The sequence below is a fragment of the Paraclostridium sp. genome (assembly GCF_051657365.1).
Taxonomy (GTDB): domain Bacteria; phylum Bacillota; class Clostridia; order Peptostreptococcales; family Peptostreptococcaceae; genus Paraclostridium.
In genome coordinates this window covers 29,417-52,501 of sequence record NZ_JBOFKN010000081.1, presented here as the reverse complement: position 1 = coordinate 52,501, position 23,085 = coordinate 29,417, and the positions used below count along the sequence as shown (strand labels likewise).

The window sequence follows — 23,085 nt, the reverse complement described above, 5'->3', positions numbered from 1 at the left end:
TATATTCAAATGAATTATCTCTTTGTTACTTAAAGCAGTTAATTATAAATACTTTAAGACTTGAAAATTCATTTAATCAAAATACACCCACTACTCATATGCAGCAAACTTATGAAAATAATTTATTAAATAACATTTTGAAATTTATAAATGAACATATTAATAATAAAATATATGTAGAAACAATTTGTTCTAAATTTAACATAAGTAGTACTATGCTTCATTCCTTATTTAAAAAAAATATGAATGTAACTTTCAAAAACTATATTAATAATATTAAGTTAAATAAAAGTAAAGAGTTAATTTCTAGTTCATCATACACACTTAGTGAAATTTCAGAAATATTAGGCTTTTCTTCCATACATTATTTTTCTAAAAAATTCAAATCTCAATTTGGTATCTCTCCTTCTGAATACTCTAAATCTATATATAAATAAGGTGGATAAGTTTATACTTACCCACCTTATTTATGCAAAGTTATAGTCTAAATTGTTAATCATATTATTTATAATTTCTTCATCTGAATTTTTATTAATCATTTTATAGGCTGCTAAACAAGCTCCCATATCTGGTTCTAAAATAGGTTTTGTAAACTTTATGTTATAATCTTCTAAGTATTTTTTAAGTGGATCAAGTATTAATTTTTCACTTTTAAATACTCCTCCTGAATAAGATATAAGTATTTCTTTTTTAAAGTCTAATTCAGTTATTATCATTTTTACTAATAAACTAAGTTCATATCCTGCTTCATTAAATATTTCTAAAGCATTTTTATCATTTAGCATCGCACTCTCAAAACAAATTTTGGAAAACTGTGCAACTTTTGTCCTATCTTTTTTTATATTGTTCAAAACGTAATCAATTATATCAAAATCATCACTTATATTTAATTTTTCCTTTATACCTTTATAAATTAATCCTCTTTTTAATCTTTTATCAGCTTCTTTTGAAAATACCTCAATGGTTTTTTTACCTATCCAATGAGCAGATCCTTCATCTCCTATGTAATCTCCCCATCCACCACATCTTATAGTATTACCTTTTTCATTTTTTCCAAGAGCAATAGATCCAGTTCCACTTACTATATTTATGCCTTCTTTACCTGCTAAAGATCCTTCCAATCCAACTTCTACATCATTAACCACTTTAAAATATATACCCTCAAATACTTTACTGACTATACTATCTATTTTGATTGCTACATTTTTCACTTCCCCATATCCTGGTAAACCTAAAACAGCACTTCTTATATCACATTTTTCTATATTAGCAATTTTTATAACTTCACATAAACCTTCATTTAAAATATTTTCAACACCATCAAATCCTATTTGTTCGTAATGAGTTGTTTGTGTTATATACTGAGCTACCTTATATCCATTCTTATCAATCATAGTAAAAGTAGTTTTGGTTCCACCTCCATCTACTCCTATATAGTACATAGAATCCCCCCCTATACACATATATTAACTTTTACAAATATACTTATATACTTTTATTTCATCTATAAATTTTTTAATATCTTCTAATTCAATATCACCCGTTGACATATGCATTGCATTTGACATTCCACATGCATTAGCTAACTTTAAAGTATCGATTAAATCATATTCATTAAAAATACCTAGTGCTATCCCAGCAATGCTAGAATCTCCACTTCCAACTGTATTTATAATATTTATATTAGGTATTTCTACTTTATAAATAAATTCTTTATTAACTAAAACCATTCCATACTTACCCATAGATACGCATATATTCTCGGTTCCCGTAAGTAATATACTCTTAGCTATATTTATTATATCATCTATATTTTTTATCTTTACTCCACTCAAAGCTTCAAGTTCGTCAGTATTTGGTTTTATAAAAAATGGTTTTGAGTTAAGTCCTAACTTTAAACTTTCCCCACTGCTATCTAATATAAATTTTATATTTTTTTCCTTACATAAATTTCCAATTCTAAAATAGTAGTCCTTAGGTAATCCGTTAGGTAAACTTCCTGATGCAACTAATACCTTAGTTGTGCATAAAACCTTATCTAAATTTTTCTCAAACTCTTCTAATTCTTGTTTACTTATATTTGGTCCACTTTCTAAAATTTCAGTACTTTTATTTTCTGAGTCTATTATGTTTAAACATATTCTAGTTTCTTCTTCTATTTGAGTAAATTTATTTTTAATACCTATTTTAGTTAGCTCTGACTTTATATACTCACCATTAAATCCACCTAAAAATCCTATACAGTTTATATCTTCTCCAAGCTTATTTAGTACTTTAGCAACATTTAACCCTTTACCACCTGCCGTTGGATTAACAAAATTGGCTCTTTGAACAGAGCCAATTTCAAATGTATCAACATTATATAATCTGTCTATAGATGGATTAAATGTTATAACTGTTATCATATGCTTTATTTTCACTTTTACACATCTTTATTTTTTCAACTACTACATTATACATTGCAGATTTTGCAGGTACTAAATATTGTCTAGGATCCGATGCTTTAGGATTTTCATTAAAATACTCTTTTATTGCATTAGAAAAAGGAATCTTTAATTCTGTAGCTATATTAACTTTACATATTCCTTTTTCTATAGATTTTTGAACAGATTCATATGCTACCCCTGATGCTCCATGAAGTACTAAAGGTACATCAACAATATTTTTTATTTTTTCTAACCTTTCAAAATCTAACTTAGGTTCACTTTTATAAAGTCCATGAGCGGTTCCAATTGCCACAGCTAATGAATCTACACCTGTTAATTTAACAAATTCATAAGCTTCATTTGGATTCGTTAAAAAAGCATCTTTTTCATCCACTTCTAAATCATCTTCTACTCCACCTAGTTTTCCAAGTTCCGCTTCTACAGTAGCTCCATATTTATGTGCAAAATCAACTATATCTTTAACTATCTCAACATTTTTACTAAATTCATACTTAGATGCATCTATCATTACAGATTTACATCCAAGTTTTATTATTTTTTTTATATCATCTATGTTTTCATGGTGATCTAAATGAAATGTTAAAGGTATATCATTTAGTTCATTAGCTTTATCTATTATTGCTATTAAATAATTTTCATCTGCATACTTTACTGTTGATGGTGTTGCGGCTAATATTACTGGTGATTTTAAATCACTCGCTGCTTGAAGTACAACTTGTATAGTTTCTAAATTGTGAATATTAAATGCTGGAACTGCATATCCTTCTCTTTGAGCTTTTAATAAAATTTCCTTAGTTGATTCTAAACTCATATTATATACCCCCTGTTAAATTTATATTATTTAATTAAATCGTGAAGTATTACCCCTTGAACTACTCTATTAACTTCACCTGTTGGGCATGGATTATCTGGTGTTATTCCTAATATATCTGATTTTAAAAATGATAATATTTGACCAAATATTATTTGTTGCAGTGGTAGTAATGCCTCATTGTCTAAACTATATTCAATATTTTCTAAATCAAAAGTATAATCTGCACACTCTTTTAATTCATGTTCTATATTACATCCTACTAATATAACTTTATCTTTCTTCCTATGAGACAACATTTCTTTAGCTAAATCTATATCATACAATCTAGTGTACTTATTATTTGATATATAAATTATAGTAATACTCTCATCATCTATAACTGATTTAGGTCCATGTCTAAAGCCTAAAGGAGTATCATAACTTGCATTAACAATTCCTGCAGTTAATTCTAATACCTTTAATGCACTTTCTCTAGCTATTCCTTTTGATGTTGATGAGCCTAAATAAATTATTCTTTTAAAATCTTCATTTGCTAGTTCCGTTATCTTTTTTATATTAGATTGTATAAATAATTCAACTGAATTGGCTAACTTATCTGTATCTTCAATAAAACTATCTATATTGTTTATATTAAAGCTACCTATACAGCTTAATACCATAGTAGTAAAACTACTTGTCATTGCAAATCCTAAATCATTAGTTTGTGATGGCATAAGTAGTAATAAACTTTTTTTATCTTCCTTAGTATTTAGTGCTAACTTTCCATTTTCATTACAAGTTATTACAAGTTGGTAAAGATCATCTACAAGTTCATTTGCTAGTTTTACTGCATGAACGCTCTCTGGAGAGTTTCCTGATCTTGCAAAAGATACTAAAAGTGTTGGTATTCCTTTTATGAAATGATTTTCAGGACATGCTACTAAATCAGTTGTAGCTATAGCCTCTACTTTTTCACCTAATACTTTAGTTAAATATGGTTCACATGTTTCTCCTGCAAATGCCGAAGTCCCTGCTCCTGTTAATATAATTCTATACTTTTCTTTTTGTAAAAATTTTTGTAAAAATATATTTATATCTTCTTTATTTTGATATAAATTACTCACAGCTTCTTTCCATGCATCAGGCTGATTAATTATTTCCTTTGCTGTATTTATGCCATTGCATGCTTCTAAATCTTTTACTTCTATTCCCAATATTTTATTTGATATAGCTTCCACTCATACCCCTCCTTATTAATCTTTATACTACTATTGTATGGATTTATGACTTCCTTGTATTTGCAATTTCATACTCACGTTTTGTATTTTTATACGTTTATAGGTTTTATACTACTGATTTATATAAATATATTTAATTAAACCATTTCAAATATCTTAAAACTTATTGAATAATAAACAATATACTAGGCAATCCTCCTATTAAATACTATTTTAGGAGGATTTTTATGTTTTATCTTTTAACTTCAAATAAATCAATTAGACCTACTAATAATTATGCTATTGGATATGAATTGCTAGAAAAAATTGAATACATACTAGCTACTTCATTAAATACTAACTGTATAAATGATGATTCTGATTTTTCAAGTAATTCTAGCAAACTTAATTTTGTAAATAAAAATAAGAACTAAATTATAAAAATAAATCTAGTTCTTATTTTAAAATTTTCATAAATATCTTTAATTTTTATATTATAATAAAAGTTAATACATACAGGAGGTTTTTATGAAAATTTTATCAATTTACTTTTTAATTATATCAATATTAACATTTTCACTTATGTACATAGATAAACATAGAGCAATCAAAGGTGAATGGCGAATATCTGAATCTACACTTATAAATTTATCTATAATAGGTGGTGGACTTGGATCATATATAGGAATGTATATGTTTAAACATAAAACTAAACATCCTAAGTTTACTATTGGAATTCCATTAACTATACTATTTAACGTAATAACATATTTTTTTATATTAAATTTCATGTAAAAATACCCCAATTGTTAGATTTTGATCCAACAATTGGGGTACAGTACAAAAATCATATCCTTTTTATTTTCTACCCAAATAAACTTAAAAGTATTCCAGCTGCTACAGCTGATCCTATAACCCCTGCAACATTTGGTCCCATGGCATACATAAGCAAGAAGTTTGATGGATTTTCCTCTTGTGCAACCTTATGTGCAACTCTAGCTGCCATAGGTACTGCTGAAACTCCTGCCGCTCCTATAAGAGGATTTACTTTGTCCTTTGTAAATTTATTCATTAATTTAGCACAAATTACTCCCGTTCCTGTTCCTATACTAAATGCTACTATTCCAAGTGCAAATATCTTTATAGTTTGAGCACTTAAAAAAATCTCAGCTTGTGCCGATGCTCCTACAGATAATCCTAAAAATATAGTTACTATATTCATTAAAGCATTAGTAGCTGTATCTGATAATCTATCTGTAACCGTACATTCTTTAAGTAAATTTCCAAACATTAATAATCCAATTAATGTAGCTGCTGATGGTAATAACAATGATACAACTATTGTAACTACTATTGGAAATATTATTTTTACTTTTTTAGATACAGGCTTTGACTGTGTCATTACCATACATCGTTCTTCTTTAGTAGTTAAAGCTCTCATTATTGGTGGTTGTATTATTGGAACTAACGCCATATATGAATACGCTGCAACTGCTATAGGTGCTAGTAAATGTGGTGCTAACTTAGTTGTTAAGAAAATTGCAGTTGGTCCATCTGCTCCACCTATTATACCTGTAGATGCAGCTTCTGGTCCTGTAAACCCTAAAAGTAATGCCCCTATAAATGTAAAGAATATACCAAATTGAGCTGCTGCTCCTAACAATATACTCTTTGGATTTGCTATCATAGGTCCAAAATCAGTCATAGCTCCAACCCCTAAGAATATTAGTGGAGGGAATATTCCAAGTTTACATCCTTGGTAAAGGTAGTACAAAAGCCCCCCCGGTGTTTTTGTAGCAATTTCACCACTTATAGACTCTGGATTTAATGCAAGATTACTTATCGATGATATTGGTGTATTCATAGCACCTGCTAATGGAAGATTTGTAAGTAACATACCAAAAGCTATAGGCACTAATAGTAAAGGTTCAAATCCTTTTGCTATTGCTAAATATAATAATACACAAGCGATTAAAATCATTACAATTTGTCGCCAATCTATATTAACAATACCCATTGATTGAATAAAATTATTAATAACTTCTCCCACGGGTAAGTCCCCCTTTTAAAATTTTGTAATTGATTAACCTATAGATACTAAAACATCACTTGCACTTACCGATGCACCTTTTGATACATTAACCGATTTAACTGTACCATCACAACTTGCCATTATTTCATTTTCCATCTTCATAGCTTCAAGTATAACTAATACTTGACCTTTTTTAACACTATCTCCAACTTTTACACGTACGTCATTTATAGTTCCTGGCATTGGAGATACTATACTCCCTCCACCTGCTGCTACTTGTGGCTTTTGTGTCTGAACTTTTGGTGCCGCTTGTGGTCTTTGTGTTTGATTTACTACTGGTTGTCTTGGAGTAGATGCTTCCATACCTAATTCCTCAACCTCAACTCCATATGTATTGCCATTAACAGTTATATTATATTTTTTTATCATAGTAAATTCCCCCCGTTTTACTTACTTTGTAGTATTTTTAGCCATTCTTTCCCAACTTGTTTTATTATTATTGCTTCTCTCTATCTTTCTAACTATTATATTGTTAATACTATTTCCAGTTGCAGCTGCAATTGCTGCTGTTATAACAGATACTAACTCTTCAGTATTATCATTACTACTTTCTTCAATAAGTTCATTGCTAAGTTCTTTTATGTTGGTAGTCGCGCTAACTTCTTTATTTTTATCGCTTCTATCTTTTTGTAATATAGCTATTATTAATGCTATTACAACTAAAACAATGAAAACTACTCCCATAGAAAGTATCGCTACGCTCACCCCAGCTAATAGCTTTTCTCCTAATGAAAGTACTGCCGATGGATCTTTTAACGCTTCTAGTAATTGGCTAATATTCATAATTTACCACCTTCCTATAAAGGTATATTTCCATGCTTTTTAGGCGGTCTATCTTCACGTTTAGAAGATAACGTATCTATTGCATCTGCGATTCTTATTCTAGATAATGAAGGTTCTATTACGTCATCGATATATCCTCTTTCAGCCGCTTTATATGGAGTTGCAAATTCATCTGTATATTCTTTTATTTTTAATTCTCTCATTTCTTTAGGATCTTGTGCATTTTTAATATCATTTTTAAATATTATATTTGCTGCTCCACTTGGACCCATAACTGCAACTTCTGCAGTTGGCCAAGCTAACACCATATCTGCTCCTAAATCTTTTGAACACATAGCAAGATATGATCCACCATATGCTTTTCTAGTTATTAGAGTAATCTTTGGAACAGTTGCTTCACTATATGCATATAACATTTTTGCTCCATGCCTAATTATTCCACCATATTCTTGTGATGTACCTGGCAAAAATCCTGGAACATCAACTAAGCTCAGTATAGGAATATTAAAAGCATCGCACGTTCTTATAAATCTTGATGATTTATCTGATGCATTTATATCAAGTGATCCTGCCATTATTTTTGGCTGATTAGCAATTATACCTATACTTTCACCATTTATTCTTGCAAATCCAGTTATTATATTTTGTGCAAAGAATGGTTGTACTTCATAAAAATCACTATCATCAATTATTTCATATATAATTTCTTTCATATCATATGGCTTATTAGATCCATCTGGTATTATATTATTTAAAACATCATTTTTTCTATTTGGATTATCTAAAGATTCAACTAAAGGTGCTTTTTCTGAATTGTTTGAAGGTAAAAATGATAATAATTTTCTAATTTGAGCTATACAATCTTCATCGCTAGATGCTATGAAATGAGCTACTCCTGAAGTAGTGTTATGAGTTGATGCTCCTCCCAATTCTTCAGCTGTTACTTCCTCCCCTGTTACAGTTTTTATAACCTGAGGTCCTGTTATAAACATTTGACTAGTTTGATCTACCATATATATAAAATCTGTTAGTGCTGGCGAATAAACAGCTCCACCTGCACAAGGTCCCATTATTGCAGATATTTGTGGTACTACTCCTGATGCTATTGTATTTTTATAAAATATTTCACCATATCCAGCAAGAGCATCTACAGCTTCTTGTATTCTAGCTCCACCAGAATCATTAAGTCCTACAACAGGAGCGCCTAATTTCAAAGCTGTATCCATTACTTTACCTATTTTTTTAGCATGCATTTCTCCCAATGATCCGCCTAACACAGTAAAGTCTTGAGCAAAAGCACAAACTAATCTTCCATCTACTTTCCCATATCCAGTCACTACACCCTCACCTGGTATTTCTTGTTTTTCCATACCAAAGTTTGTACATCTATGTTTAACAAATGCATCTAATTCAACAAAAGTATTTTCATCAAATAATTTACTAACTCTTTCTCTTGCTGTTAATTTACCCGATGCATGTTGCTTATCTATTCTCTTTTGCCCCCCACCTAACTCTATATTACGTCTTTTTTCATAAAGTAAATTTAATTTTTCTTGTGACATAAAATCACCCCCAAAGATTTTAATTTAGCTATTTTCTCTCACTTAATTCTAATAATACCCCATCAGTTCCTTTTGGATGACAAAATGCTATTTTAGCATTACCAGCTCCATATCTTGGTTTTTCATCTATCATTTTATAGCCTTTTTCTTTAACTTCTTCTATAGCTTTTTCTATATCATCAACTCTTACTGCTACGTGTTGTATTCCTCCTCGTCCACCATTTTTAGCTATAAACTTAGCTATTGGACCATCTTCACAAGTTGATTCTAATAGTTCTAATTCAGTATCTCCTACAGGTAAAAATGCTACTTTTACTTTTTGATCTTCAACAACTTCAGTTCCTTCACACTTAAGACCTAATACATCCTCATAAAACTTTAAAGTTTCTTCTAAATTATTTACAGCTATACCAACATGATCAACTCTTAATACATCCATAATTATCCCCCTAATAATTAATTATTTTGTAACCTTTTCAAATAACATATTGCTTATAGAATATGGGTCTATTTCCTTAGTTATAGTCTTAACTAAAAGCTCATCAACTTCTGGAGTATACTCTAAGTTTTTAACTAGCTTAGATACTTTTCTTTGAACTAATTCTTTAACCTCTATTCTATTTCTTTCTAATCTCTGTTCATTTAGCTTATTAGTTTCTTCTAAGAAAGCTCTATGTTTTAATATATTTTCATAAACCTTATCGATTCCATCTCCATTTTCAGCTGTAGCTAAACTTACAGGCGGTCTAAAATCCCAGTCTTTTTTAAAGTCTAACATCATTTCTATTTCCAAAGATGTTTTCTTAGCACCATCTTTATCTGCCTTATTTATAGCAAATACATCAGCAATTTCCATAACTCCAGCCTTTATAGCTTGTATATCGTCCCCTAATCCTGGAACCATTACTATAAGTGTTGTGTCCGCTGTTTTTACTATATCAATTTCTGACTGTCCTACTCCCACAGTTTCTATAAATATATAATCACAACCATAAGCATCTAAAACCTTTATTGCTGCTTGAGTTGCATTTGATAATCCCCCTAAGCTTCCTCTAGTTCCCATAGATCTTATAAATACGCCTTTATCAGTATTTAAATCATTCATTCTTATTCTATCTCCAAGGATTGCTCCTTTTGTAAATGGGCTGGTTGGGTCTATAGCTATAATTCCTACTTTTTTATTTTCTTTTCTTATTAATTTTACTAACTTATCAGTTAGAGTAGACTTACCAGCACCAGGAGGGCCAGTTATACCTACAACATAAGCCCTTCCAGTGTGTTTATATATGTCTATTAAAGCTTCTTCATATCCCGGTTGCTCATTTTCTACAATAGTGATAAGTCTAGCACAATCCCTTTTTTTACCTTCTACTACCCTATTCACTATACCTTTCATAATTATCTCCTTTTATGCTAATGCTTTTTTTAGATTTTCTCTTATAAAATCTATAGTAACTGATGTTGGTGTTCCTGGTGTAAATATTTCAGCTATACCTTTTTCTTTTAAATATGGAATATCATCTTCTGGTATTACCCCTCCACCTATTACTAATATATCATCAGCCTCTTCTATATTTAATAGTTCTACAACCTTTGGTAATAAGTGATTATGAGCTCCTGATAATATACTCATTGCTATAACATCAACATCTTCTTGTATCGCAGCTGCCACTATTTGTTCTGGTGTTTGACGAAGTCCTGTATATATAACTTCCATACCTGCATCCCTTAATGCTCTAGCAATTACTTTAGCACCTCTATCATGACCATCTAATCCTGGTTTTGCAACTAATACTCTTATTGGTCTCATATAACTTCCCCCCTATATCATAACCGTTTGTTTATATTCACCGAATTCTTCTCTCATAACTCCACATACTTCTCCTAATGTAGCATATTCTCTAACTGCGTCTAGTATATATGGCATTACATTTTCTGTAGAATTACAAGCTTTTCTTAAAGCAGCTAAACTTTCTTTAACTTTTTCATTATTTCTTATTTCTTTAAGTTTTTCTATCTTTTCTTTTTGTCTTTCCCCAACCATAGGATCAACTTTTAATAATCCTTTTGGTGATTCCTCTTCTATTTCAAACTTGTTCACTCCAACAATTATTCTATCTTTATTTTCTATTTCCTTTTGATATCTATATGCACTATCCATTATTTCTTGTTGTATAAATCCTTTTTCTATTGCAAGTGGTGCACCACCTAATTCATCTATCTTCCCTATTAATTTTAATGCTTCTTCTTCTATTTGATTAGTTAAACTCTCTATATAGTAAGAACCAGCTAATGGATCTATACTATCTGCTACGCCACTTTCGTGTGCAACTATTTGTTGTGTTCTAAGTGCTACTCTTACTGAATCTTCCGTTGGAAGTGCTAGTGCTTCGTCTTTTGAATTTGTGTGTAGTGATTGAGTACCTCCAAGTACTGCTGCTAGTGTTTGAATTGCAACTCTGACTATGTTATTTTCAGGCTGTTGTGCTGTTAATGTACATCCTGCTGTTTGAGTGTGGAATTTAAGTGCCCATGATTTTGGATTAGTTGCATTAAATCTTTCTTTCATTATCTTTGCCCATATTCTTCTAGCCGCTCTAAATTTTGCAACTTCTTCTAGTAAGTTGTTATGAGCATTAAAGAAGAATGATAATCTTGGAGCAAAGTCATCAACATTTAACCCAGCTTCTATAGCTGCATTAACATACGCTATACCATCAGCTAAAGTAAATGCTACTTCTTGAACTGCATTTGATCCTGCTTCTCTTATATGGTAACCTGATATACTAATCGTGTTCCACTTTGGAACATCTTTTGAACAAAATTCAAATATATCAGTTATTAATCTCATTGATGGCTTTACTGGGAATATATAGGTTCCTCTTGCTACATATTCTTTTAATATATCATTTTGTATTGTTCCTCTTAATTTATCTGAGGAAACACCTTGTTTTTCTGCAACAGCTATGTACATAGCTAAAAGAACTGATGCCGGTGCATTTATAGTCATTGATGTTGATACCTTATCTAGTGGTATTCCATCAAATAATATTTCCATGTCTGCTAATGAATCTATACAAACCCCAACCTTACCTACTTCGCCTTCAGCTATAGAGTCATCTGAATCATATCCCATTTGAGTAGGAAGGTCAAATGCTACTGAAAGTCCCATAGATCCTTGATCAATTAGATATTTATATCTTTGATTTGATTCTTCTGCTGTAGCAAACCCAGCATACATTCTCATAGTCCAGAACTTTCCTCTATACATAGTAGGTTGAACCCCTCTTGTGAAAGGATACTGTCCTGGATACCCTAGGTCATTTTCATAATCAACAGTAGCATCTAATGGTGTATATAGCCTTTTCATTTCCTCTCCTGTATCAAATTCAAATCTTTCTTTTCTCTCTGGAAACTTAGCTAATGATTTATTAACTTTACCTTCTTCCCACTTAGCAAATCCAGCTTGAACTTGTTCCTTATTACTCGTCATGTGAAATCCCCCTATTCTTTTACCCTAAACTAATTGTTTATATTTACTTAAATATTTTCTAAAAATTCCCCTATTTAAATATCCCTTCACTAAAATTATTACATATCTATACTACATATTGCAATCGTTTTTATAATGCTTTTATTTAATTTATCTGATAGATTGTAAAATTTGAAATTTTCAAATTTTAAACTTTCATACTATTAAATTATATTTTTTTTAATGTAGGTAAATACACCTAAAGTTACAGTTTATTATAATTTTTAAAATGTATAATGCAATTATTACTTATATTTTTTCATTAATAAATAATTTTTTTTATAGATTTTTATTTTTTTCCATCATACTTCCAAATTTTAAAAACTTATCATGCCAAGATAGTGACTCTTTTAAAATATGAGGTGTATGCTTGTATTTTCCTTCGCACGCTCTATTAAAATAATCATATAAATCATCTTTATAATCTGGATGTGCACAATTTTCTATTATAGCTACAGCTCTTTCTTTAGGTGATAACCCTCTTAAATCTGCTACACCTTGCTCTGTAACTATTACCATTACATCATGTTCTGTATGGTCATGGTGTGATACCATAGGTACAATACTGGATATATCTCCATTTTTAGCTATTGACTCAGTAGTAAATATAGTTAAATATCCATTTCTTGCAAAATCTCCTGATCCACCTATTCCATTCATCATTCTACTTCCCATTATATTAGTTGAATTTACATTTCCATAAATATCAACTTCTATAGCTGTATTTATAGCTATTACACCTAATCGTCTCGCCACTTCTGGATTATTACTTATTTCTTGTGGTCTAAGAATTAATTTGTTCTTATATACATTAAATTTTCTATAAAAGTCATCTAATCTTTCTGGAGATATAGTTATAGATGTTCCTGACGCAAACTTAACCTTACCAGCTTCAATCAAATCTATTACACTATCTTGGATAACTTCTGAGTAAACTACTAAATCTTTGAATTTTGAATTTACTAACCCACCTAAAATTGCATTGGCTACACTTCCCACGCCAGATTGGATAGGCAATAAATTGTTAGGAAGTCTTCCTTTAGCAACTTCCTCATATAAAAACTCAATTAAATTATTTGCCATTTTTTTTGATACATCGTCGATAGGTGCTACCGCCCTAGTTTTATCCTTTAAATCAGTAAATACTATAGCTATAATTTTATCTTTATCACATGGTATATAATTAGTTCCAATCTTATCATCAACTTTAACTATTGGTATTGGAGTTCTATTTGGTGGTGTATCTATATTATAAATATCATGAATCCCTTCTAATTCTATAGGTTGTGATGTGTTTATTTCTACAATTATCTTATCTGCACACTCTACAAATACATTAGAATTTCCTATAGATGTTGATGGTATTATATTCCCTTCTTCAGTTATAGCCACTGCTTCTATTAAAGCTATATCTATTTTTCCTAAAAATCCAGATTTAACCCATTGTGGAGTATGACTTAAGTGCATATCTGAATAGTTTATTTCTGAGTTATTTATAGATTTTCTACAATTATTATTAGTTTGATATGGGTATCTTCTTTTTATAACTCCAACTTCAGACAATGCCCCATCTAGTTCTGGTCCTACTGAAGCTCCTGTTATTAAGGTTATACCTATATTTTCACCATCTTTAACCCTATTAGCTATCTCCAATGGAATTGCTTTAGGATAACCAGCAGGCGTAAACCCGCTAGTTCCAACTATCATACCATCTTTAAATAATTTTGCTGCTTCTTTAGGTGTCATTACTTTATTTTTTAATTCTATACATCTTAATCTATTATCCATAAAGTATTTATCCCTTCTTTATATTTATTTAATTTTTAACAAAAATAATTACATTGGTAATTTATGAAGTATGATTGTAAATATAACCATTCCTAATAGTGCAAAAGGATATGTCGCTCCATAACCAGCTGCTGGTTCATCACTTCCTAACGCTTCAACAGCAGCTCCTAATCCTGGCGTTGATGTCATACCTCCACATATAGCCCCTGATAACATCGGCCAATTTATTTTTAATATATATTTACCTATTAAAAATCCACCAAACATACCTACAATGCCTACAACTAGTGATACAATACCTAAATATGCTCCTGATCCTACTAGCGAATCAAATGCTTTATATCCATATCTTAGTCCTACTATAGCTAAGAAAAATGCTAATGCAAAATCTCTAATAATACCAAGTACTTTCGAATCCATTCTAAAACTTATACTTCCAAATTTGCCTATATATCCAAGTACTAATGCACCTATTAATACCCCTCCTGTGGAACCTAAGCTAAAATATCCTACAAATGGTAAATATATATTTATATTTCCAATAATATATCCAAATGTGGAAGCTATTACAAATCCTAATATATCAAATTTACTTTCTTTTATTTCTTTACCTACTTTATTTAATTTTCTTGCATCCTCTAGCTCTTTTTTATATTGTAATTTTTCTTTTTCTACATCTATCCTAAATATTGTTGGGAAGAAATTTACTGCTAATATTACTATTAACACTCCGAATGGATACCCTATAGCATGACCTGCACCTATGCTTGCCTCTGCATTTATTACATATTGTTCTTTTATTTCATCTGTTAATTGAAATGCCTCTAAATCTTTTGGTATACTTTTTACTCCTGCCATCTCTAAAAACTTTTGTTTATCTTTTAAGTTCATACTGTCATATTCTTTTACCCTTTCAGCAGCATGACCTCTTGCCGTTTCTATAGCTGCGGCAAGCCCTGGTGAACTTGTAAGTGCTCCTGTATATACTCCTGAAACTTCGTATGGATTTGAATCACTACTAAAAAATGTAGCTCCATATGTAGCTGCTGCACTTGTAAATGTTATAATCATCCCTAAAATCACAAATTTTAACCCATACTTTTTTAATACTATTCCCATATCTTTTGCAGCTAAAAGGCCTACTGCACAAACAAATAATATTAAAAATATATTAAAAAAATCATTTGAAACCACGCCTACTGATAATAGTTTTTGTGCAATATTAAAATTTGATGAACCTTGAGGAACGGATGATGCATATTTAAAAGAACCCCACCCAATTACAAGTCCTGTAAATAATGTTCCAGATATACCAAATTTAAATTTTCCAAATTTGATTTTTCCAAATATAAGTCCTGTAACTATAGCTAAAAACATTAACATGAATTGGCTTAAAAAAACATCAGCAAAATTGAAACTCATTTATATACCCCCTTATCAAATATTTTCATTCTATATTTATATACCTAGAGGTTGCATGTGGTGATGTCAATTGATCTAACATGTTGAGTTTAGAAAATTTTAATCTTTAAGAATATTTTATATGACTAATTAATAGATGTATAATACATAGTTTGTTATATATTAGTAACAAATTTGTTATACCTATTTATAGGACGGTGATTATTACTATGGAATTGCTACATCTCAAATATTTTCAAACAGTAGCTAAAACCGAACATATGACAAATGCCGCTAAACAATTAAATATAGTACAACCTGCTTTAAGTAGAACTATCATATCTTTAGAAAAAGAACTCGGAGTTGAACTATTTGATAGAACCGGAAAATCAATAAAATTAAATTCTAACGGTCAATTATTTTTAAAAACAGTAGATCAAACAATATCAGTTCTAGAAAATGGAATTAAAGAACTCTTTGACATTAATGATAAGTCACAGCAAGAAATTAAACTTTTAGTACTCGCTGGTTCAAATACTTTATGTAACTTAATATTAAACTTTAGAAAATTATATCCAAATATTACTTTTAAATTACATCAACATCCATCATGTGAGTTAGACTATAGTGACTTTGATTTTTGCATATCTTCTACACTAGATAAAGTAACTAACCCCAACTATATTAACTTAATTGAAGAAGAACTATTCATAGGTATACCATCTAATCATCCATTAGCGATTAATGATTCTATATTTTTATCAGAAGTTTCTAATGAAGACTTTATAGGATTTCAATCTGATAAACCCTTTAGAAAAATTTCTAATTCACTTTGTCAATACGCAGGATTTTCTCCTAATATAGTTTTTGAAAGTGATGTTCCTTCAATCGTACGTCAACTCATTATTGCAGGGTTGGGTATAAGCTTTATACCTGAAATATCTTGGGATATATGTAGTGATGAATCTATAAAATTGTTAAAAATTATAGATCCTATTTGTAAAAGATATTTAAATCTATCTTGGCATCCAGATAATTATATGAACAAATATGCTAAAATTTTCAGAGAATTTGCAGTAAATTACTATTCAATGTTATAATGATGGTTGTATATACCGTATTGAATATAAATGTTAATTTTGATATAACATATACTCATAATAATAAATATATAAGGTGAAAATCATGTTTAAAAATTCAACTAAAGCTGAAATATTAGATTTATTTAAGGATTCTAAATATACAATTAAAAATTACGATAAGGAAGATATAATCGCACTTGAAGGTCATTCTTGTATCTCTATAGGTTTGGTTCTTAAGGGTGGTGTAGATATTAAAAGATTTTTGCCTGGAGATAAGGTAATACTTATTTCCTCATTCTCAAAAGGTAATTTATTTGGAGAAGTTATAACTTTTTCAGATGTTAATGTGTATCCCGCTACTGTTATCTCAAATTCAAAGAGTGAAATAATGTTTATAGATAAATATGACTTTATAGATTTTTGCTCTAATCACAAAGATATATTAGTATCGTTTTTAAACGATATAACTAATAAAATAATAGAACTTAATAAAGCTGTAAAAACAGTTTCATTTGTAAGTATTAGACAAAAAATAGCAAGTTTTCTTTTAGACGAACATATTTTACAAAAAAGTAATTTTATAAAAATGCCAAAGACAAAAACTAAATTGGCCGAAAGTTTAGGGGTACCTAGGCCATCACTATCAAGAGAATTTATTAATATGAAAAGCGATAACTTAATCGACTATACCAATGACTATGTAAAGCTACTTGATATTGAAAGATTAAAAGCAATATTAATAGAGTAGGAAATTTCCTACTCTATTAATTATTTTAATATATTTTCAATTTTCATATGAGCATAACTTAGTACTGAATCAACATTACCGTTGTCTTTACCTCCTCCTTGAGCTAAAAATTGGCTTCCTCCACCTCTTCCATCAACTAATGTTATAGCATCTTTTAATAAATCATTCATATTTAATTTATTTAAATCTTTAGATGATGCAAATATAAAATTAGATTTATTATCAACTTTAATACCCATTAAAGCTATTGTATTTTCATTTTCAACTAACTTTGAAACTACTTTAGATACATACTTCACATTTTCATTTTCATATATTTTTTTAATCAAAGAAACTTGTCCTATTTTTTCTGATAAGTCTATCATTTCTTTTACTTGATATTTAGATATTTGATCTTCTATTTTTCTATTTGTAGATACCACATCTTCCAATTTATTGTGTAAATTTTTAATTCCATGTATAGCTTCTTTATCACTACAGCTTAGGTATCTGCATATTTCATTTAAATATCTTTCTTTCTCTATGCTATAATCTATGGCTCTTTTTCCTGCTAAAAATTCTATTCTAGTAGCCTCTTTGCACTTTTCAAACCTTTTTATCTTAATCATCCTAAGCGATAATGTTGATCTTGGATGAACCCCACAACATGCATTTATATCCAATTCACCTATTTTTACAACTCTTATCTGCTCATTAGTCTTTGGTAAATCTCTTCTTAGCCCCATTTTTTTTAATTCTTTTTTATCTGGAGTTAAAAACTCTGCATGTATATCCTCCGTTATTATAGAGTTAGCATAGTCTTCGGCACTTCTTATTTGCTCTTCACTTAATATACCTTGTATATCAACAGTGCTAAAGTCTTTACCCAAGTGAAAACCTACTGTATTTGCATTAAATAACTTAAAAAAACAACCTGATAAAACATGTTGTCCAAAATGTTGATTCATTCCATCTTCTCTTTTTTCCCAATCTATATAGCATTTAACTTTATGTATTTTTATTGGCTTAGTTTTTGTAACATGATAAACAATTCCATTTTCCTCATAAACATCTATTACTTCATGATTGTCTATTTTACCAGTATCACAAAACTGGCCTCCTCCTCCTGGGAAAAATGCCGTTTTATCTAATTGTATATGAAACTTACTATCTATCTCTTTTACATCTACCACTTCTGCTGTAAAGTCTTTTATATATTGATCTTTATAATATAATTTTTCCATTATTTTCTCCTTTTAATTGTATTAAAACTAAATACTATATATCAGTATAAACTAAAATCCACATATACATCAATGTGGATTTTAGTTTATTAGATTTTATTCAATTCCTAAAATTTTAATGCCTCGTTTATCACACTTTATATGAAGTGGAAATTCTGGTCCTCTTTCTCCATCAATATCAGTTACTATATTTTCCTCACACTCTATATACAAATCGTCAGTTTTGAAATAAATTATTTCATTATACTTATCAATTGGTGCTCCTTTTATAATATCAAGAAGAAGAGGTATAGATCTTGGTATGGGCATTGCTTTAAATATTATAACATCTAAATATCCATCATCTAACATTGCATAATGAGCTAAGTTTATATTACCTGCAGTTCTTCCATTTAATATTAATATCAAGTACATATTTCCTTCATATTCTAACTCTTTTGATTTCACAGATACACTAAACTTTCTAAGGTGAAGTGCATCTTCTAACCCTTTTATAATATAGGAAATCCTCCCTATAGAATTTTTTAAATTTTCATCTACTCTTTGAGACACATCTGTAAACATTCCTGTACTAGCTATATTTACAAAATAATCTTCATTGATAATTCCTAAATCTATATAAGTAGGATCGGAGTTAATTATTTTGTCTATCGCCCTATCTATGTCCAAAGGTATATTAAGTACATTTGCAAAATCATTCGCAGTTCCTGTTGGAAGTATGCCTATAGGTAAATCTATATTGTTTTTTTTCATATAGTTTACTAACCTATCTACACTTCCATCTCCACCTGCAATTAAAATATATTCATAATTATCAGCTATATCTTCTAACCCTTTTTCCATTGTATTATCTTTAGATATTCTATACGGAACAACCATATATCCGTTTTTTTGAAATTTAGCTATTATACCATCTAACTTATAGACTATTTTTTTATCTCCTGAGTTTGGATTATATATAAACTTAATTTTTTTCATCTATATCACCACTTTTCAATATGTATGTTGTTTAGCCTCACATCTATTTTAATATTATCTTTACTTATAATCAAATATATTATATATTTATCCTTCTTATTCTATCTTAATCCTATTTATATAATTTTTTTATTGTAACATATATAATTTATTCACATATTATAATTATATAAGGAGGTACTATGTCTAAAAAATCAATTTATTACGATAACTGTAATACATTTGCAAATCAATATATGATTTTAGTAGCTATATTTGCATCAATACTATCTCAAGAAATCGATGATGATGAAGAATTAGGTATATTAGGTTCTTTTCTAATTGCTCTAGGAGAAGAACTTTCATTAGCTTCTGAAATTAGAATATCTTGTAAATCTAAGCTTTCGGGAAAAGAAAATAATTTAGATACTGAAGCTATAGATACATTTGATAGATCATACATAAAAAAGAAAAGAAGAAAAATTCATAAAAAATAAGGTATAGTTTATTGAAGCTATATCTTATTTTAATTTACTAAACTATTATAATCTAAAAACTGGTATAATAGTTTAGTAAATTAAAATAATAATAAGGGTGGTAACATGAATTTAATTGCATTAGAAAATATAACCAAAAGTTACTCTGAAAAAGTACTAGTTAATAATATATCCTTAGGAATAAACGAAGGGGAAAAAATAGGTCTTATTGGTGTAAATGGAACTGGTAAGTCCACTTTACTTAAAATCATAGCAGGATCAGAAGAAGCTGATAGCGGTACTATAATAAAACCTAATAAAGTAAGAATAGAATATCTTCCTCAAAATCCTCACTATGATGAAACTGCTACGGTTTTAGAACAAGTATTTAAAGGTACTTCAAGTGAAATGAAACTTCTTCGAGATTATCAAAAAGTATTAGATAAACTAAATCTTAATTATGATGATTCTTTAAATAATGAATTAATAAAATTACAAGATAAAATAGATGCACTTAATCTTTGGGATTTAGAAAGTGAAGCCAAATCAGTCTTGACAAAACTTGGAGTTATTAATTTCAATCAAAAAATTTCTGAATTATCAGGAGGTCAAAGAAAGAGAATTTCATTAGCTTCTGCACTTATAACACCTTGTGAACTGTTAATATTAGACGAACCTACAAATCATTTAGATAATGATACTATAGATTGGTTAGAAGAATACTTAAATAATAAAAATTTATCATTACTTATGATAACACATGATAGATATTTTTTAGATAGAGTTACTAATAGAATAATAGAGCTTGATAAAGGTAAATTATTTAGTTATGAAGGTAACTATTCAATATTCCTTGAAAAAAAAATGGAAAGATTATCTTTAGAATCTAGCATGGAACAAAAAAAACAAAGTTTAATAAGAACTGAGTTAGCTTGGGTAAGACGTGGAGCTCGTGCCCGTACAACAAAACAAAAAGCTAGACTTCAAAGATTTGATGAACTTGTAAATTCTGATACTATCTCTAATAAAGATAATTTAGAAATAACTACTGCATCAAGTAGGCTTGGGAAAAAAATAATAGAAATACATGATATATCTAAGTCTTTCGAAGATAAAAAGGTAATAAGTAATTTAGAATATGCCCTTTCTAGAATTGATAGAATTGGTATTATAGGTAAAAATGGCGCAGGTAAATCCACGCTTATAAATATACTTAATGGTAAACTTCAACCGGACAGTGGTCATATTGAAATCGGCGAAACTGTAAAAATCGGATGCTTCTCTCAGGATGATTCTCATATGAATCTAGATATGCGTGCTATTGATTATGTAAAAGAAGTAAGTGATTATATAGAGACTTCTGATGGTCAAAAAATAACCGCATCTCAACTATGCGAAAGATTTTTATTTGATGGAACTATGCAATATACTCACATCAGAAAACTATCTGGTGGTGAAAGACGTAGGCTACACCTTCTTAGAACATTAATGAGCGCTCCTAATGTACTTCTTTTAGATGAACCTACTAATGATTTAGACATAGAAACTTTAAATCGATTAGAAGATTATTTAGATGAGTTCCCAGGTGTAGTAATATCTGTTTCTCACGATAGATATTTCTTAGATAGAATATGCAATAAAATTTTTGCTTACGAAGAGTTAGGAAACATTAATATATATACAGGAAATTATAGTGAATATTTAGTATACAAAGAAACTCAAGATGTTAAAATAGATGTTATTGAAACTAAATTTGTTAAAAATCCAATAAAAAAAGAAAAACCTAAAAACAATAAAAAACTTAAATTTACATTTAATGAGCAGAGAGAATTTGATAGTATAGATGATGATATTGCTTCTCTTGAACAAAAAATAGAAAGTATAGATAGTAATTTAGATAAATATTCAACAGATTTTACTAAATTACAAGAAATGCTTAATGAAAAAAGCAGTTTAGAAAAAGAACTCGAACACAAATATGAACGATGGGAATACCTAAATAATTTAGCTGATGAAATAGAAAAAACTAAAAATAACATTTAATATAATTTTTAAATTAAGTAACTAAGGTCTGAGTCTGATATTCAATTTGACTTAGACCTTTTAACTTTTCCTTTTATTGCCAATAACTGATTGTAAGAATAAATGATATCTATATACATAAATATCATTTATATTATATTTACTAATCCATCTATAAAGTGCTCTATTTGTAATATTTAATTCTTCACATATATCACATACTTCACTTTTACTTCAAAAGATATAGCTTTTTAAATTTATAAATCAGTTATACAAAAACTGCTAAATATATTATTTATTACATCTTTATAATTATTTTCTAAAAATTCATCTACAGATAATTTCAATTGATATATTCCCCTTTTTCCAATAGTTAATAAAATGTAATTTATAACACCCTCTACAGCCCTTGTTTTTACAATTTTACCTTCTGTATTTTCACTTTTATATTCTGATATGCTTTCTATGTTTAATAACTGCTTTAAAATTGAATCTATAGAAATTAATTCTATACATCCATTTGGTATTTCTATTAAAAAACCTTGAGTCTTTATATTGTACAACTCAAAATCTTCCTCTTTTTCTATAGTAATAGTTCCAAAACACTTATCATTTATGGTGTCTATTGTTTCAAAATGAATTGGTATATCAATACTATATCCTAAATTACTTTTTAGTGTTTTGTACTTGAAATCATTCACATTTTTTTGGAAATTCATTTGTTCTTTTCTTATTTTTCTTAAGTAGTATTCTGTTTTTTTTAATTGTTCTAATTCTGTACTATCTAAAAAATCAATATTTTTTTTATATTTATCCAAATCAATCCCTCCAAAACACATGATACTTACTTTTATATACTATGATTAATTATATACTTAAATTCTTATAGTATATTTAAAAATGTTTTATTTTTCAAATTATTTCAATTTTTCATTGACATATTTAAATTTTTCTATTACCAT

At 28.9% G+C, this 23,085-nt stretch carries 24 protein-coding genes; 7 read left to right on the top strand and 17 right to left on the bottom strand.

From position 1 onward, the window contains the following. The coding region (locus ACRCYC_RS05770) for a helix-turn-helix transcriptional regulator (protein WP_438618160.1) at positions 1-437 on the top strand (437 nt) is incomplete at its 5' end. 30 nt (positions 438-467) lie between these two features. Here the strand turns inward: ACRCYC_RS05770 and ACRCYC_RS05765 are convergent. The 4 genes from ACRCYC_RS05765 to ACRCYC_RS05750 are packed head-to-tail and all read right to left on the bottom strand — an operon-like array spanning position 468 to position 4,478. After that, positions 468-1,442 (bottom strand): N-acetylglucosamine kinase, encoded by a 975-nt coding sequence (locus tag ACRCYC_RS05765; RefSeq protein WP_438618159.1) that lies wholly within the window; start codon positions 1,440-1,442, stop codon positions 468-470. 24 nt (positions 1,443-1,466) lie between these two features. Further along, a complete protein-coding gene (pfkB, locus tag ACRCYC_RS05760; protein WP_438618158.1) occupies positions 1,467-2,420 on the bottom strand; it encodes a 1-phosphofructokinase in 954 nt (317 codons plus the stop codon). Beyond that, on the bottom strand, positions 2,383-3,258 hold the full coding sequence (locus ACRCYC_RS05755) for a tagatose bisphosphate family class II aldolase (RefSeq protein ID WP_438618157.1): 876 nt from the start codon (positions 3,256-3,258) through the stop codon (positions 2,383-2,385). Before ACRCYC_RS05755 ends, pfkB begins: the two co-directional genes overlap by 38 nt. Positions 3,259-3,284: 26 nt before the next feature. Beyond that, complete coding sequence (locus tag ACRCYC_RS05750; RefSeq protein WP_438618156.1) at positions 3,285-4,478, bottom strand: SIS domain-containing protein; 1,194 nt, start codon at positions 4,476-4,478, stop codon at positions 3,285-3,287. A 227-nt stretch (positions 4,479-4,705) separates the two neighbouring features. Here ACRCYC_RS05750 and ACRCYC_RS05745 point away from each other — a divergent pair, with 227 nt between their 5' ends. Beyond that, complete coding sequence (locus ACRCYC_RS05745) at positions 4,706-4,891, top strand: hypothetical protein (RefSeq protein WP_438618155.1); 186 nt, start codon at positions 4,706-4,708, stop codon at positions 4,889-4,891. 94 nt (positions 4,892-4,985) lie between these two features. Further along, positions 4,986-5,252 (top strand): DUF1294 domain-containing protein, encoded by a 267-nt coding sequence (locus tag ACRCYC_RS05740; RefSeq protein ID WP_438618154.1) that lies wholly within the window; start codon positions 4,986-4,988, stop codon positions 5,250-5,252. A gap of 70 nt (positions 5,253-5,322) precedes the next feature. Here the strand turns inward: ACRCYC_RS05740 and ACRCYC_RS05735 are convergent, their stop codons facing one another. The 10 genes from ACRCYC_RS05735 to ACRCYC_RS05690 all read right to left on the bottom strand — a co-directional run bounded on the left by ACRCYC_RS05735 (position 5,323) and on the right by ACRCYC_RS05690 (position 15,636). After that, the gene (locus ACRCYC_RS05735; protein WP_438618161.1) at positions 5,323-6,474 is read right to left on the bottom strand and encodes a sodium ion-translocating decarboxylase subunit beta; all 1,152 of its coding nucleotides are present in this window, start codon (positions 6,472-6,474) and stop codon (positions 5,323-5,325) included. Between the two features lie 66 nt (positions 6,475-6,540). Next, positions 6,541-6,918, bottom strand: a complete 378-nt coding sequence (locus ACRCYC_RS05730; RefSeq protein WP_438618152.1) for a biotin/lipoyl-containing protein — start codon at positions 6,916-6,918, stop codon at positions 6,541-6,543. A 21-nt stretch (positions 6,919-6,939) separates the two neighbouring features. Next, the gene (locus ACRCYC_RS05725; RefSeq protein ID WP_438618151.1) at positions 6,940-7,332 is read right to left on the bottom strand and encodes an OadG family protein; all 393 of its coding nucleotides are present in this window, start codon (positions 7,330-7,332) and stop codon (positions 6,940-6,942) included. A gap of 14 nt (positions 7,333-7,346) precedes the next feature. Next, positions 7,347-8,894, bottom strand: coding sequence for a methylmalonyl-CoA decarboxylase subunit alpha (gene mmdA, locus ACRCYC_RS05720; RefSeq protein ID WP_438618150.1), 1,548 nt, complete (start codon positions 8,892-8,894; stop codon positions 7,347-7,349). A 28-nt stretch (positions 8,895-8,922) separates the two neighbouring features. Continuing rightward, positions 8,923-9,333, bottom strand: a complete 411-nt coding sequence (gene mce / locus ACRCYC_RS05715; protein WP_438618149.1) for a methylmalonyl-CoA epimerase — start codon at positions 9,331-9,333, stop codon at positions 8,923-8,925. A gap of 21 nt (positions 9,334-9,354) precedes the next feature. Beyond that, entirely contained in the window at positions 9,355-10,290 is a 936-nt protein-coding gene (gene meaB / locus ACRCYC_RS05710) for a methylmalonyl Co-A mutase-associated GTPase MeaB (RefSeq protein ID WP_438618148.1), read from the bottom strand. A 12-nt stretch (positions 10,291-10,302) separates the two neighbouring features. Then, positions 10,303-10,704: a cobalamin B12-binding domain-containing protein gene (locus ACRCYC_RS05705; protein ID WP_438618147.1), complete on the bottom strand. Its 402-nt coding sequence runs from the start codon at positions 10,702-10,704 to the stop codon at positions 10,303-10,305. A gap of 12 nt (positions 10,705-10,716) precedes the next feature. After that, the gene (locus ACRCYC_RS05700; protein WP_438618146.1) at positions 10,717-12,387 is read right to left on the bottom strand and encodes an acyl-CoA mutase large subunit family protein; all 1,671 of its coding nucleotides are present in this window, start codon (positions 12,385-12,387) and stop codon (positions 10,717-10,719) included. A gap of 318 nt (positions 12,388-12,705) precedes the next feature. After that, complete coding sequence (locus ACRCYC_RS05695; RefSeq protein ID WP_438618145.1) at positions 12,706-14,214, bottom strand: acetyl-CoA hydrolase/transferase family protein; 1,509 nt, start codon at positions 14,212-14,214, stop codon at positions 12,706-12,708. Between the two features lie 48 nt (positions 14,215-14,262). Beyond that, a complete protein-coding gene (locus ACRCYC_RS05690) occupies positions 14,263-15,636 on the bottom strand; it encodes a hypothetical protein (protein ID WP_438618144.1) in 1,374 nt (457 codons plus the stop codon). Between the two features lie 209 nt (positions 15,637-15,845). Between ACRCYC_RS05690 and ACRCYC_RS05685 the strand changes: the two genes are divergently transcribed. Then, complete coding sequence (locus ACRCYC_RS05685) at positions 15,846-16,715, top strand: LysR family transcriptional regulator (RefSeq protein ID WP_438618143.1); 870 nt, start codon at positions 15,846-15,848, stop codon at positions 16,713-16,715. Between the two features lie 85 nt (positions 16,716-16,800). Then, the gene (locus ACRCYC_RS05680) at positions 16,801-17,445 is read left to right on the top strand and encodes a Crp/Fnr family transcriptional regulator (RefSeq protein WP_438618141.1); all 645 of its coding nucleotides are present in this window, start codon (positions 16,801-16,803) and stop codon (positions 17,443-17,445) included. A gap of 20 nt (positions 17,446-17,465) precedes the next feature. Here the strand turns inward: ACRCYC_RS05680 and ACRCYC_RS05675 are convergent, their stop codons facing one another. Both ACRCYC_RS05675 and ACRCYC_RS05670 read right to left on the bottom strand, forming a co-directional pair. Then, positions 17,466-18,668: an alanyl-tRNA editing protein gene (locus ACRCYC_RS05675; RefSeq protein WP_438618140.1), complete on the bottom strand. Its 1,203-nt coding sequence runs from the start codon at positions 18,666-18,668 to the stop codon at positions 17,466-17,468. A 96-nt stretch (positions 18,669-18,764) separates the two neighbouring features. Further along, positions 18,765-19,646, bottom strand: coding sequence for a YegS/Rv2252/BmrU family lipid kinase (locus ACRCYC_RS05670; RefSeq protein ID WP_438618138.1), 882 nt, complete (start codon positions 19,644-19,646; stop codon positions 18,765-18,767). 182 nt (positions 19,647-19,828) lie between these two features. Between ACRCYC_RS05670 and ACRCYC_RS05665 the strand changes: the two genes are divergently transcribed. Then, on the top strand, positions 19,829-20,122 hold the full coding sequence (locus tag ACRCYC_RS05665) for a hypothetical protein (protein ID WP_438618137.1): 294 nt from the start codon (positions 19,829-19,831) through the stop codon (positions 20,120-20,122). 105 nt (positions 20,123-20,227) lie between these two features. Then, positions 20,228-22,144 carry an ABC-F family ATP-binding cassette domain-containing protein gene (locus tag ACRCYC_RS05660; RefSeq protein ID WP_438618136.1) on the top strand — a complete coding sequence of 639 codons (1,917 nt, stop codon included), beginning with the start codon at positions 20,228-20,230 and terminating at the stop codon, positions 22,142-22,144. Between the two features lie 236 nt (positions 22,145-22,380). Here ACRCYC_RS05660 and ACRCYC_RS05655 read toward each other — a convergent pair whose 3' ends face one another. Next, positions 22,381-22,941, bottom strand: a complete 561-nt coding sequence (locus ACRCYC_RS05655; protein ID WP_438618135.1) for a hypothetical protein — start codon at positions 22,939-22,941, stop codon at positions 22,381-22,383. Positions 22,942-23,085: the final 144 nt, after the last annotated feature.